Annotated in this window: 12 protein-coding genes; 8 read left to right on the plus strand and 4 right to left on the minus strand. The window is 68.2% G+C overall.

The genetic code is table 11. The features are described from left to right. Nucleotides 1–35: 35 nt before the first annotated feature. The gene (locus LAQ74_RS16395; protein ID WP_224333632.1) at nt 36–1,307 is read left to right on the plus strand and encodes an eIF2B alpha/beta/delta subunit family protein; all 1,272 of its coding nucleotides are present in this window, start codon (nt 36–38) and stop codon (nt 1,305–1,307) included. 191 nt (nt 1,308–1,498) lie between these two features. Next, nucleotides 1,499–1,645 carry a DUF7503 family protein gene (locus tag LAQ74_RS16400; protein ID WP_224333633.1) on the plus strand — a complete coding sequence of 49 codons (147 nt, stop codon included), beginning with the start codon at nt 1,499–1,501 and terminating at the stop codon, nt 1,643–1,645. Between the two features lie 4 nt (nt 1,646–1,649). On the opposite strand, the gene LAQ74_RS16405 is transcribed toward LAQ74_RS16400, so the two are convergent. Both LAQ74_RS16405 and LAQ74_RS16410 read right to left on the minus strand, forming a co-directional pair. Then, entirely contained in the window at nt 1,650–3,770 is a 2,121-nt protein-coding gene (locus tag LAQ74_RS16405; protein ID WP_224333634.1) for a hypothetical protein, read from the minus strand. Continuing rightward, on the minus strand, nt 3,719–4,951 hold the full coding sequence (locus tag LAQ74_RS16410) for a DUF7504 family protein (protein WP_224333635.1): 1,233 nt from the start codon (nt 4,949–4,951) through the stop codon (nt 3,719–3,721). The genes LAQ74_RS16405 and LAQ74_RS16410 overlap by 52 nt, the downstream gene beginning before the upstream one ends. Before the next feature lie 122 nt (nt 4,952–5,073). Between LAQ74_RS16410 and LAQ74_RS16415 the strand changes: the two genes are divergently transcribed. Then, on the plus strand, nt 5,074–5,463 hold the full coding sequence (locus LAQ74_RS16415) for a DUF7344 domain-containing protein (RefSeq protein ID WP_224333636.1): 390 nt from the start codon (nt 5,074–5,076) through the stop codon (nt 5,461–5,463). A gap of 307 nt (nt 5,464–5,770) precedes the next feature. After that, the gene (gene ddh, locus LAQ74_RS16420; protein ID WP_224333637.1) at nt 5,771–6,697 is read left to right on the plus strand and encodes a D-2-hydroxyacid dehydrogenase; all 927 of its coding nucleotides are present in this window, start codon (nt 5,771–5,773) and stop codon (nt 6,695–6,697) included. 30 nt (nt 6,698–6,727) lie between these two features. Here ddh and LAQ74_RS16425 read toward each other — a convergent pair whose 3' ends face one another. Continuing rightward, nucleotides 6,728–6,958: a hypothetical protein gene (locus LAQ74_RS16425; protein ID WP_224333638.1), complete on the minus strand. Its 231-nt coding sequence runs from the start codon at nt 6,956–6,958 to the stop codon at nt 6,728–6,730. A gap of 151 nt (nt 6,959–7,109) precedes the next feature. Further along, nucleotides 7,110–7,736: a GTP-binding protein EngB gene (gene engB, locus LAQ74_RS16430; RefSeq protein WP_224333639.1), complete on the minus strand. Its 627-nt coding sequence runs from the start codon at nt 7,734–7,736 to the stop codon at nt 7,110–7,112. Nucleotides 7,737–7,888: 152 nt separating this feature from the next. Between engB and LAQ74_RS16435 the strand changes: the two genes are divergently transcribed. The 4 genes from LAQ74_RS16435 to LAQ74_RS16450 all read left to right on the plus strand — a co-directional run bounded on the left by LAQ74_RS16435 (nt 7,889) and on the right by LAQ74_RS16450 (nt 12,329). Next, nucleotides 7,889–8,599 carry a 5-formyltetrahydrofolate cyclo-ligase gene (locus LAQ74_RS16435; RefSeq protein WP_224333640.1) on the plus strand — a complete coding sequence of 237 codons (711 nt, stop codon included), beginning with the start codon at nt 7,889–7,891 and terminating at the stop codon, nt 8,597–8,599. 78 nt (nt 8,600–8,677) lie between these two features. Next, nucleotides 8,678–10,000 (plus strand): TIGR00341 family protein, encoded by a 1,323-nt coding sequence (locus tag LAQ74_RS16440; protein WP_224333641.1) that lies wholly within the window; start codon nt 8,678–8,680, stop codon nt 9,998–10,000. A gap of 143 nt (nt 10,001–10,143) precedes the next feature. Further along, nucleotides 10,144–11,427: a TIGR00341 family protein gene (locus LAQ74_RS16445; protein ID WP_224333642.1), complete on the plus strand. Its 1,284-nt coding sequence runs from the start codon at nt 10,144–10,146 to the stop codon at nt 11,425–11,427. 161 nt (nt 11,428–11,588) lie between these two features. Beyond that, the gene (locus LAQ74_RS16450; RefSeq protein ID WP_224333643.1) at nt 11,589–12,329 is read left to right on the plus strand and encodes an SIMPL domain-containing protein; all 741 of its coding nucleotides are present in this window, start codon (nt 11,589–11,591) and stop codon (nt 12,327–12,329) included. Nucleotides 12,330–12,580: the final 251 nt, after the last annotated feature.

Here is a 12,580-nt window from a genome sequence, read left to right on the forward strand (position 1 = left end):
CAAAAGACGTTGTGCCGGTTAGCCAAAGGAACCGTATGACCCACGTCGTCACCGTGTTTCTCCGCGAAGGGGCGGAAGTCCTGCTGATCCGCCGCAGCGACGCCGTCGGTACGTACTCGGGGCTGTGGGGCGGTGTCTCGGGATACGTCGAAGGCGCGCCCGAGGACGCGCTCGTCGACGCCCGACGGGAACTCCGCGAAGAGACCGGCGTCGACACCGGCGACGCGACGCTCGTCCGCGCGGGCGACCCGCTCGACGTCGTCGACGACGAGAACGACCGCGAGTGGACCGTCCATCCCTTCCTGTTCGAGACCGACTCGCGCGAGGTGACGCCCAACGAGGAACTCGCCGACTGGGAGTGGGTGCAGCCACCCGCGATGCTCGACCGGCCGACGGTTCCGAACCTGTGGGAGACGTACCGCCGTATCGCACCCACCGTCGACGGCGTCCGCGACGACGAGACTCACGGCGCAGCGTACCTCTCGGTTCGGGCGCTGGAGGTGCTGCGCGACGAGGCGGCGACGGTCGCTTTCGACCCCGGCGACGACGAGCGCCGTAAGTGGGACCGCATCGCCGCCGTCGCCCGCGAACTCCGCGACGCCCGCCCGGGGATGGCCGCCGTCGAGAACCGCGTCAACCGGGCGATGTTCGAGGCGGATTCGAAGCCCGAGAGCGTCCGCGACGCGACGGAGACCGTCATTCGAGACGCGCTCGACGCGGACGAGGCGGCGGCGTCGCGCGCGACGGAACTCCTCTCGACGCTCAACGAGGGGTCGATAGCGACGCTCTCGCGGTCGGGGACGGCGACGGCCGCGCTCTCCGATGCCGACCGTCCGCTGCTCGTCGCCGAGTCGCGACCCGGCGGCGAGGGCGTCGCCGCCGCCGAGGCGTTCGCCGCGGACGGACTGGACGTGACGCTCACGACCGACGCGGCGCTCGCGCACGTCGTCGCCGAACGCGAGGTCGCCGCCGCCGTTGTCGGTGCCGACACGGTGTTTCCCGACGGGAGCGTCGCCAACAAAGTCGGAACGAGAACGCTGGCGCTCGTCGCCGAGCGCGAGGAGTTCCCGCTGTACGTCGTCGCCGCCGCGGACAAAGTGAGTCCCCGCGACGAGTTCGTGGCGGAGTCGCGGCCCGGGTCGGAGCTCTACGACGGCGACGAACCTGTCGACGTCGAGAACCCGCTGTTCGACCGGACGCCCGCCGACCTCGTCTCGGGCGTCGTCACGGAGATGGGCGTCCTCACCGGCGACGACGTCGCGACAGCGGCGGCGAAGCGGCGTGAGTGGTCCGACTGGGCCCGATAGCCGCCTTCGGGTGGCCGGTAATCGCTTTCGATAGCCCGATAGCCGCGTCCCCTTCCGCGTGTTCCCTTCCGCAGAGTCGCACGCTTCGCGAACGCACCGACCTCTCAACCAATCATCACAATTCGTGTATTACTAGTTTCCTACATTTAACCAGAAAGCTGATAGTAATCGATGCGAGACAGTCACACGCAATGTCCGAGCACAATCCAGTCGCCGAATTCCTGGCCGACCACCCCCGAATGAGCGGCGCGCTGTTCATGATCTGCCTGCTGTTGTCGCAAGCCGGTGCCGTGGCCGCCGGTGCCGTAGCTGCCGGTAACGGCACGACGGTCGGGTAGGCCGCTACGGGAGTTCGTCCGGAGAGACGTCCGTCGACCACCGGAACGTCCCGTCGACGACCACCGGCACCCGTTCGAGCGCGAGCAAGTTGACCACCTCCGGTAGCGAGAGTCGCAGCGGCGGCAGGTCGCCGCCCACGAGGAAGTACCGGCTGACGCTCGGTGCGTGCGGGGTGTAACAGGCTCCGATCGCCGGCCCGAGCGCCGGATACGTCGTTATCTGGACCTCGTACTCCTCGTCCTCGGGTTCTCGACGTATCGTGAGCAGGTTCGGCGTTCCGTTCTCCGACTGCGCGATCTGTACGGCTCCGTCACCGACGACGGTGTAGCGGCCCTCGACCGGGCGGCGACGCCCGGCGATGGCGAGCGCCGAACGGAGCGAGTACCCCGCGTTGAGAACGCCCGCGACGAGTCGCCCGACCGCGGTCGCGCTCGGGTCGTTCACGGCACCGTGCGTCACGATACCGCCCACGCTCCCCTTGTCGACCAGGGTCGTCCCCTGGTCGTACGACCGGCAGCCGTTCAGCAGGAACGTGTCGACGCCCACCGCGTCCAGTTCGGCCGCGTCGAGCGCTCCGTCCCGACAGGCGAACCCGGCCCGCTCCACGTGTCCGATGTAGTGGAGGAAGTTGAGGTCCGTCGCGAGCAGCTCCCGGAGCTCGTCGCGCGAGAGGTCCCGGTAGACGGCCACCTCGAACGGGAGCTCCTCGCGGTCGCCGTACAGCTCGCCGTCTTCGACCTCGGCGAGCATCCGTTGGTCGTTACAGACGATCGCGATGTCGATCGGGCCGCCCGTCGACTCGTGCGCCAACCTGTTGCGGACGCCCGTCAGACGCAGGTCGTTGGCGTTCACCGCCCGCCCGTCGCCGACCCACGCGCGCTCGAGCGCGTCGGTTTCCGAAACCCGGACGTACCGCGGCGCTTCGGGCGACCCGCCTGACGTCGCCGCGGAGTCGGTGCTCCCGACCAACTCCTCGTACCCCGGCGGCGGACTCGGCCGGGCGGTGGCGGCTCCCGGTCGTTCGATGCCGATGATCGAGAGCGCGTTCGCCGCGTACGAAAGCAGTTCAGCCGACTCCGGCGACGGGGCGAGATGGGTCGAGAGATACCACGTCGGCACCAGCTCCAGAACCGTCTTGGCGGGAACGTCGAGATATCTCCTGACGCGCTCGGATATCGGGGTGTCGTAGAGCTCGCGGTGGGGGATATCCGCCCGCTTGTCGAGTAGCCGTCGCTCGTGGAGCTCGAACTTGTAGCGTCCCTCCGTCCGGACGACGCAGTCGAGCAGGAACACCTGTCGAAGCACGTCGGTCACGGCGCCTTCGAGCCCCTCCGGCCCGTCCAGGGTCCGGACGACCTCGTCGTCGGCGAGGAGGCGAGCCTCCGAACCCGGCGTCACGCGAGCGCCGAGATAGTGGGCCAACGTCGCGACGGCGTAGACGGCCGCCCGGTTGCGGGGGACCTCGATTCGCAGGCCGGTTTCGGGCGGTGTCACCGCGTCCGGGACGTCGAGCGCGTCGCCCAGTTCGATCGCGGGCGGGTGTCCGCGGAGCGAGGGGAACGACCGCTCCGGGCTCGTCGTTTTGAGCGCCGACCCGAACGTCGAGACGGCCGCCATCAGATCCTCGGGGACGGCCGTCGTGGTGACGGTCGCCGCCGGACGCTCGTGGTAGGAGCGGGCGCCGACCACTATCGGCGCGTCGCCCTCGAACGCGATCCGCATCTCGGTGCTCGAGGAGGTCACCGTCACCGCTCCCGAAACCCGAAGGAAAATTTTGATCGGCGCGGCGATCTCGAGTTCGTACTCGCCGGCGGGGAGCTCTCGACGGGTGAAGTCGAGGCATTCGGCGACCATCTCTCCGTTCACGTCGTGGACGTAGACGCCGACGACGTACGGCAGTTGCAGCTCCTCGATCCGACAGGAGACGGCGGCGTCGACCGGCTCCCTGAATCGGTCGACAGCGCCGCTCTCGAGGCCGACGGCCCGGGGGGTCGACAGCGGAAACCGACGACCTTCGATGCGGTCGACGACGGTGATTCCCGGCCCCTCCTCGTTGGCTAGAAACCCGACCGTCATCCGAGCGGGAACCACGACGTCTCGTGACCGGTCGCGGTCAGTCGCCACCGCTGCTCCACGCCGACGTCGCCCGCCCGCAGTTCCACGATCGCGTCGAACAGCGGTGCGAGCGTCTCGACCGCCTCGCTGTCGGCGTCCGCAGGGAGCAGGAAGTTGCCGATCCCCCGCCGTTCGCGGACGAGCCGGCACAGCGTGTCTATCTCGTCGCGCGTCGTCTCGAGGCCGTTCGCCTCGATCATCGAACTGAGGGAGTCGACGCCAACCCGGAACTCACCGGGCCGGACGGGTCCGGTGTCCGAAACCGCCCGTCGAACGGCCGCGCGAAGGCCCCGACTTCCGCCTTCGACCGGAACGATCGTCGGCTGTCGGTCGGCGGGCCGGGCGGCCTCGGTAGCCGCGACCGAGGCTCCCCTCGCCTCCGCGCGGTAGTCGAGAACCGTCGCCGCGGTCGGCGATATACCGGCCATCGAGAGCCGCCGACTGGCGGTTTCGGGGTTTCGGCCGTGGAGGACGAACACGGGGGAACGACTCCCGTCGGGGCCGCCGAGCAGCGTCGCGGACGCGCGGTCGAACCCCGACTCCGGAACCGCCCCGACTACGAGCACGGCCGCGCCCGTTCGCTTGAGCGCTGCGAGCGAGGGTCCGACGGTGATGGAACCGTCGGGTGCGACGACGACCTCGTGGCCGTCGACCGAGAGGAGAAGTCGCCCCCCGGCGCGCTCGGAGCGGTCGAACAGGGGGCGGAGAAGACAGTCGGCGGCATTCGCGTCGATCCGTTCGGCCAGTCGCGCGGCGACGTCGGTCGGACGCTCGTCGGCGGCTTCCGCGATCGTCTCGCCGATCGACCAGAACAGGGGAGTGGCGCCCGTCCAGTCGTGTTCGACGACGAGCGAGGGTTTCGGTTCGTCCGATTCTCGCCGGTTCGAATACGTCTCGACGCGCCCGTCGTCGCGAAGCAACACGGAGATATCCCGATACGACACCTCCACCGCTACCCGGATCCCCGTCGGCGGGTCCGTCGGAACGTCGGCGAGGAGGCGCTCGACGCAGTCGGGATCGATTCGGTCGTTCAGCGGGGATAGTGCGGACGTGTCGGTGTCTAACGCCTCGGCCGCGGCGCTGACGAACGCGACGGTCGCGCAGTCGACGGCCGAATCGTAGATACCTCCCGTCAGTCGCCGGCCGTCGATCCCGACCGGCCAACGCTCTGCCGGGCAGTCGCTAGTCATAGGATTTCTAACGCTCTAAGCGGTTGTGTATCCTTCGATTACTTCGCCCAAAAACGGTGGCCGCAGTTGTCGAAACCACCGCTGTCGGCCACTTTATTGTCGTCGAGCATCTACGTGTTGACATGACCGACGACGAACTGCCGGACGACTGGGCCGCTCCGCCGACCGCGGACGAGGGAACACGTCGCCGACTCGATGCGCTGCTCTCGTTGCTCGCCGACCGCCGCAGGCGGGATCTGCTGTATCACCTCGAAACGGTGGAGTTGACCGATGTCGGGACGCTGGCCCCGAAAGTGGCGTCGGTGTCCGAGGGGGCGTCGATAGACGACATCAGCCCCGACGTCCTCCAGCAGGTCCAGATAGACCTCGTACACGTCCAACTCCCGAAACTCGCCGACATCGGCGCAATCGAGTACGATCGGCGTAGCGAGATGATCCGCTGTCGGACGCTTCCGCCCATGCTCGGGCAGTTGGTCGACTGCTGCCGCGACATCGAGGCCGCCGAGACGTGAGCGACGGCGCCCGGCGGCGGGGGCGGTCGACGCCGATGCGCGGGGAGAAGTCACCGACGCGGCGACGCGAGTCGTGAACGCGGCGCGGGTGCCGATACGACGGAGACGGACCGTGACGGTCAAAACCCCGCCCGGCGTAGCCCCGACGGGCGACAGTGACGAGGGTTACCCCCACCGAGCCCCTTGTGACGACACCCTCACTCCGAGTCGCCCACCTTCAGTCGCGAGAGCCGCGGCCACACGTCGACTTGCGGCGAACGCGGCCGACCTCGAAACGTTCAGGAGCGCCCTCTGCGACGTCCCCCGTATGCATCTCTCTCGAATCGCCCTACACGAGTCGGTCGAGAAAGCCTTCCCGGCGTCGCTGCTCGCCGAGGCGCTGTCGGACCTCGACGTGCCGGTCGAACGAGTCGAAGACGGCACCGAGTTCGACTCCGGCGACGCCGTCGTCGCGTTCGGCCCTGGAACCGGTTTCTTGGACGCCGACTGGGTCCACTGCGTCCGCGCGGGCTACGACGAGTTCGACGTCGACGCCTACGATGCGGAGAGCGTCGCGCTGACCAACAGCACGGGCATCCACGGAACGACCATCGGCGAAACCGTCGCCGGAATGATGCTCGCGTTCGCCCGCGGCCTCCACGTCTACCGCGACGCGCAGAACGAGCGGGAGTGGACGCGCCTGCCGTACGAGCGCCCGTTCACCCTCGATGGCGAGCGTATCTGCGTCGTCGGTCTCGGAACGCTCGGGACGGGTATCGTCGAACGCGCGAACGGACTGGGGATGGAGGTCGTCGGCGTCCGGCGTTCGGGCGACCCCGCCGACGGCGTCGACGACGTGTACACACCCGACAGGCTCTCGGAAGCCGTCGCCGACGCGCGGTTCGTCGCGGTGGCGACGCCGTTGACGCCCGAGACGGAGGGACTCGTCGGCGCGGCGGAGTTCGAGGCGATGCGCGAGGACGCCTATCTCGTCAACGTCGCGCGCGGCCCCGTCGTCGACGAGGAGGCGCTGGTCGCGGCGCTTCGCGAGGGCGAGATCGCGGGCGCGGGTCTCGACGTGTTCGCGGAGGAACCGCTACCCGAAGACTCGCCGCTCTGGGGGTTCGAGCAGGTCGTGCTGACGCCGCACGTCGGCGCGATGACGAACGAGTACCACCGCGACATCGCCGGACTGATCCGCGAGAACGTCGAGCGCGTTCGTGACGGCGAAGAGATGGTCAACCGAGTCGCGTAAGCGGTCCTTCGCGGTCGGAACGCCGCGGCGTCAGAAGTAACTGGAGTGACGGCCCACCCGAGTCTGCGGGTGCAGCCGCCCCTTCGTCTCGGTGGTGTCGACGTCGCCGTTTGCCTCGTACTCCTCGATGTACCCATCGACGACATCGGCGAGGAGTTCTTCGACCGACCGCTCTTCGCGAGCGGCGATGTCGGCGATTTTCGCGTACTGTTCGGTCGTGATGTGGTGGGAGAGCGGTGTCTCCGTCTGTTTCGTGGCCATGGTTCTCACCGGCGAGGTGAGGACAGCACGAAGGGTGATAAAATGTGTATGCATATTTTTGGCAATATAAGAACAGTTCGGACAGTATGTATGGAGTGTGCCGGAACGGCAGTCCCGTGGCGATGTCGAGAGACAGGCCGAGTCGCCGCGTTCACTTCACGAACTTCAGCAGGTCGTCGCGCTTGGCCTCGTGGAAGTGGAACCGCAGCGCCTCCTTGAGCGGTTCGATGCTCCCGCGCTTGGCGCTGATGGGCGCGACGACTTCACCCTCCCACTGCTCCCACGGCGGGAAGAGGCCGAGTCGGTCGCAGAGGTCGTTCAGTCGCTCGTCTCTGTCGTCGACTTTGTCCATCTTGTTGACGGCGACGATTGCGGGAACGTCGAGTTCGTCGAGGAAGTAGAACATCTCCACGTCGTGCGGAATCTCGTCGTCGTTCGTGTGGCGGTCGATGATGTCGACGACGCTCTTGCCGTCGACGACGAGGACGGCCGAGAGAATCGAGTCGGCGTTCTCCTCGATGTAGCGGACGATGTCCGTCTTGATCTGCTCGCGACGGCCCTCCTCGACGCCGGACATGAAACCGAATCCGGGAAGGTCGGTGAACATGAAGCTCTCGGCGGCCCAGTCGAAGTGGTTCGGCTTGCGGGTGACGCCCGGTTTCTTCCCCGTGCTGAACCCGTTGTGGCCGGTCAACTCGCGCATCAGCGTCGACTTCCCGACGTTCGACCGCCCGACGAACACCACCTCGGCGTCGCGGTTCGGTCGGTTCTCGAACATACGCCCGCTACTTCGCACGGGCGGATAAACGGCGCGGGACGCGTCTCTCGGCGAGTCCGGCGCGCCGGGCGCGCGGACGACGGACCGAGAGACGCCGGAACGTTTCGAGAGAAGACGGAACGTTTTGACGCCGCCGCGCCAACTGCCGAACGATGGAGAAACAGGAGCTCCGCGAGCGTATCTGGGCCACCCTCGACTCAGAGGGTGTCAACCGATTTCCGTACCCGCCGGAGGGGCGAATCACGAACTTCGCCGGGGCGAGCGACGCCGCCGAGAAACTCGCCGACACCGAGGAATGGCGGGTGGCGGAGACGGTGAAAGCCAACCCCGATGCCCCGCAACTGACCGTCCGACGACGTGCGCTCCGCGACGGCAAAACCGTCTACATGGCTGTCCCGCGACTCCGAGACGAGATGCCGTTTCTGAAACTCGATCCGGCGGAAATCGAGGATATCGACGCCGCGACGACCATCTCCGGGTCGGCGAAGCACGGCGTCCCCGTCGACCCCGACGAGATGCCGCACGTCGACTTCATCGTCGCCGGGAGCGTCGCCGTCACCGAGGGCGGCGCGCGCGTCGGGAAAGGGGAAGGGTACAGCGACCTCGAGTTCGCGGTGCTTCGGGAACTCGGTGCCGTCGACGACGGAACGACGGTGGCGACGACGGTCCACGAACTCCAGGTCGTCGACGCCGCCGAGGTGACGCCCGACGCCCACGACGTGCCGCTGGACCTTTTGGTGACGCCCGAACGGACGGTTCGGACCGAGACGCGGTACGACCGGCCCGACGGCGTCGACTGGGACGCGCTCGACGCGGAGAAACTCGCGGAAACCCCAGTACTGCAGCGTCTGCGGCCGAACTGAACGCTCATCTCGTCTCCTGAACGTCTCGTCGAGGGTTCACGCCTCAGGATATTTCCCTTCCCGCCCTGTGTACGGCGTGTGCGACTCGTTCAAGTGATGGTTCCGACGGGGAAACGCGAGGCGGCTCTCGGCCTCCTCGACGACGAGGGACTCGACTACGCGCTCTCCGAGGAGACGAGCGGTCGGGAGTACATCGCTATCGTCTCGATTCCGCTGCCGACGAACGCGGTCGAACCAGTGTTGGAGAAGCTCCGCGACGCGGGTATCGAGCGCGACGCGTACACGGTCGTCCTCGACGCAGAGACCGTCGTCTCCAGACAGTTCGAGGAACTCCGCGAGAAGTACGCCGAGGAGGAGGGTGACGACAGCCGGATCGCCCGCGAGGAACTCGTCGCGCGGGCGTCCGACCTCCTGCCGGAGACGACGACGTTCGTCGTTCTGACCGCGGTGAGCGCCGTCGTCGCGACGGCCGGACTCCTGCTCAACGACGCCGCGATCATCGTCGGGTCGATGGTCATCGCGCCGCTCATCGGGCCGGCGATGGCGACGAGCGTCGGGACGGTCGTCGACGACCGCGACCTCTTCGTGCGCGGCCTCAAACTCCAGGTCGGCGGCGGGCTGCTCGCCATCGTCGCCGCCGCGCTGTTCGCGTTGTTCCTGCGGACGACGGGCGTCGTCCCGTTCGGCCCCCAACAGGTGTTTCATGTCCACCAGATCAACTTACGTCTCGCCCCCGACGTGATGTCGTTAGTCGTCGCCCTCGGCGCGGGCGTCGCCGGCGCGTTGGCCATCTCCTCGGGCGTCTCGGCGGCCATCGTCGGCGTCATGATCGCCGCCGCGCTCGTCCCGCCGGTCGCCGTCGTCGGCATCGGGCTCGCGTGGGGTCGCCCCGTCGCGGTGCTGGGTTCGTTCGTGCTCGTGCTCGTCAACTACCTCTCGATAAACTTCACCGCCCTCGGCGTGCTGTGGTACTCCGGCTACCGCCCCATTCAGTTCTTCGAGCAGGACATCGCCAGACACGAGACGCTGAAGCGAATCGCGGTGCTCGGTGTGTCCATCCTCCTGCTCTCGGCGTTTCTTGGTGCCGTCACCTACGCGGACTACCGGACGAGTTCCTTCGAGGAGTCCGCAGAGGAGGCCGTCGTCTCGACGCTCGCCGAGTACGACCGACTGACGCTCCTCGATCTGCGCGTCGCGTACGACGACTCGCTCCCCTTCGAAGAGCCCGCTCGCGTCGTCGTCACCGTCGGCCATCCCGTCGACACCGAGCCGCCGCCGCTGGCGGAGACGCTCCTCGACCGCATTCGGGCCAACGCACAGGCACCGTTCGGGACGATCGATCTCCGCAACGTCACCGTCGAAGTCCGCTACGTCGCGGCGGACGTCTCCACCAGCGACTGAGAACTGACTTGACAGGCTGAGACCCCCCCGACGAACTGAGACCCCCGACTGCCGATACGTGCCGTCTCGTCGTCCCTTGGGGTCGACTGCTTCCCGCCGGGTCGTCGGCGGGCTTTACCACCCCGAAGCGAGTACTGCGACCGATGCGGTTCATTCAGGCAATGCTACCGGTCGGCTCGCGGCAAGCCGCCACCGACGCGCTCCGCGAGCAGGAGATCGACTTCGCGCTGAGCGAGGCGTCGGGTCGGGAGTTCGCGGGCGTGTTGTTCGTGCCGGTCGAACCCGAGGGAGTCGAGTCCGTCGTCGACCTGCTGCGCGACGCCGGCGTCGAAGAGGACGGCTACGTCGCCGTCACCGACGTCGAGACCATCGTCTCCGACCGAACGCCCGAGACCGACGACGACGAGAACCCCGCACACCGGGTGTCGGTCGACGAACTTCGAGCGCAGATGCGAGACGCGCTCCACCGGACACCCGTCTACGCCGTCCTCGCGCTCGTGAGCGCCGTCCTCGCCACCGCTGGGCTGCTCCTCGACAGTCCGACGGTTATCACCGGGAGCATGGTCATCGCGCCGCTTCTCGGCCCCGCGGTCGCGGTCAGCGTCGGCAGCATCGTCGGCGACGACGAACTCGTCCGGCGCGGCCTCGCCCGTCAGCTCGGCGGCCTCGTCCTCGTCATCGGCGGCGCGGCGGTGTTCGCGGCGTCGCTTCGCTTGCTCGTGCTCCCCGAGGTACAGCTCGCGACGCTCGGACAGGTCGACGAGTTCTCCGACCCGAACTCGCTGACGCTGTTCATCGCGCTGGCGGCGGGCGTCGCCGCCGGACTGTCAGTCACCGCCGGCGTCAACACCGGTCTCGTGGGCGTCGCCGTCGCCGCCGCGGTCGTTCCGCCCAGCGGCGTCGTCGGCCTCGGCCTCGCCTACGGGTCCCCGGAGACGGCGCTCGGCGCGGCGGTTCTCGTGCTCGTGAACGTGCTCTCGATAAATCTCACGTGTATCCTCGCGCTGTGGCTGTCGGAGTACCGCCCCGACGGCTGGGTCGAACGCAAGCGCGCCCGGCAGTATCTCACGCGGGGTGTCGCGGTGCTCGTGGTGGGGCTGCTCGTCGTCTCGTCGGTCGTCGCGCTGACGACGCTCGACCAGCGCGAGAACGCCGCCTTCGAGCGCGACGTCCGCGACGTCGTCGCCGAGAGCGACGTGCGTCCCGTCTCGCTCACCGTCCAGTACGAGTCCGAGGGGGTCTTCCGGGAGCCGACGACCGTCGTCCTTCACGCCGACGACGCGCCGTCGGCGTACGCCGACGCGTTACGTGACCGCATCCTCGACCGGACCGGGACGGACGTGCGGGTCGTGGTGTACGAACCGGTCGGTGTGAGCCGCGGGTCGTCCGTGCCCGGGTCGGTCCGCCGACCGACGCCGCGTCGGTGACGGATTCGACTCGTCGCTGGCTCCGGGTCGGTTCTCAGTCTCCGTTTCCTCGCCGACGATTCTTCGTGGCTGCTCCCCTCGCCGCCGCTCTCTCGACGATAACTCAAACCACTCTTTGTGCTTAGCGCGGATTGATACCCTGAGCAGTCCATCAGTCTCTCATGCGTTCACGACTGATTCCGCTCGCACTCGCCGTACTGCTGTTGCTCGCCGGATGCCTCGGTCCGCTCCAGGCCGATGGCGGGACGGCGGCCGCCGACGACACCGGCGATGCCGCCGCCGCTGACAGAACGATTTCGGTCTCCGGTACGGGCGAAGCCACCGCCGACCCGGATCTCGCGGTTCTCACGACCACCGTCGAAGTGAGCGCAGACAGCGCTGACGAGGCGCGCGACGCCGCCGCCAACCGCTCCGACACGCTCGTCTCGGCGCTCATCGACGCCGGTGTCGACGAGGACGCCATCACGACCGAGTACTACGCCGTCCAGCCCGACTACGACCACAGCGGCGAGGAGCGCCGAGTCGACGGCTACACCGCCCGCCACGCGTTCCGCGTGGAGACCACGCCCGACCGCGCCGGCGAACTCATCGACGTCGCCGTCGACAACGGGGCCTCCCGCGTCGACGGCGTCCAGTTCACCCTGAGCGACGAGAAGCGCGCCGAACTCCGCGAGGAGGCCGTCGAGTCCGCCGTCGCCGACGCCGAGGGCGAGGCGTCGAGTCTCGCTTCGGCCGCCGGTCTCGAACTCGGCGAGGTGCGAACCCTGTCGACTACGGGCGCGACCGACCCCTACTCGCCTCGGTACGAGACGGCCAGCGACGCCGGAGCGGCCGAGACGAGCGTTCGACCCGGACCGGTCTCCGTCACGGTGACGGTGCAGGCGACGTACACGGCCAACTGAGCGGCCGTGACGGTGCAAGCGACATACACGGCCAACTGACGGCCGTGACGGTGCAGGCGACGCACTCGGTCGATTGAACGCAGAACGGTTCGGTCGTCCCCGCTGACGCTACCTCCCTCCACCATTCGCCCGCGGTTCCCACGCTGACGCCCTTCCCCCTCCCCCGTCCGACGCACTGATTCGGTTCCGCTGACGCTCACCTCCCCACCTTTCGCTCGCACCGCCGCGAGCGTCTCTCGACGTTCACAACC

Origin of the sequence: Haloprofundus halobius, assembly GCF_020097835.1 — an archaeon.
Lineage (GTDB): Archaea > Halobacteriota > Halobacteria > Halobacteriales > Haloferacaceae > Haloprofundus > Haloprofundus halobius.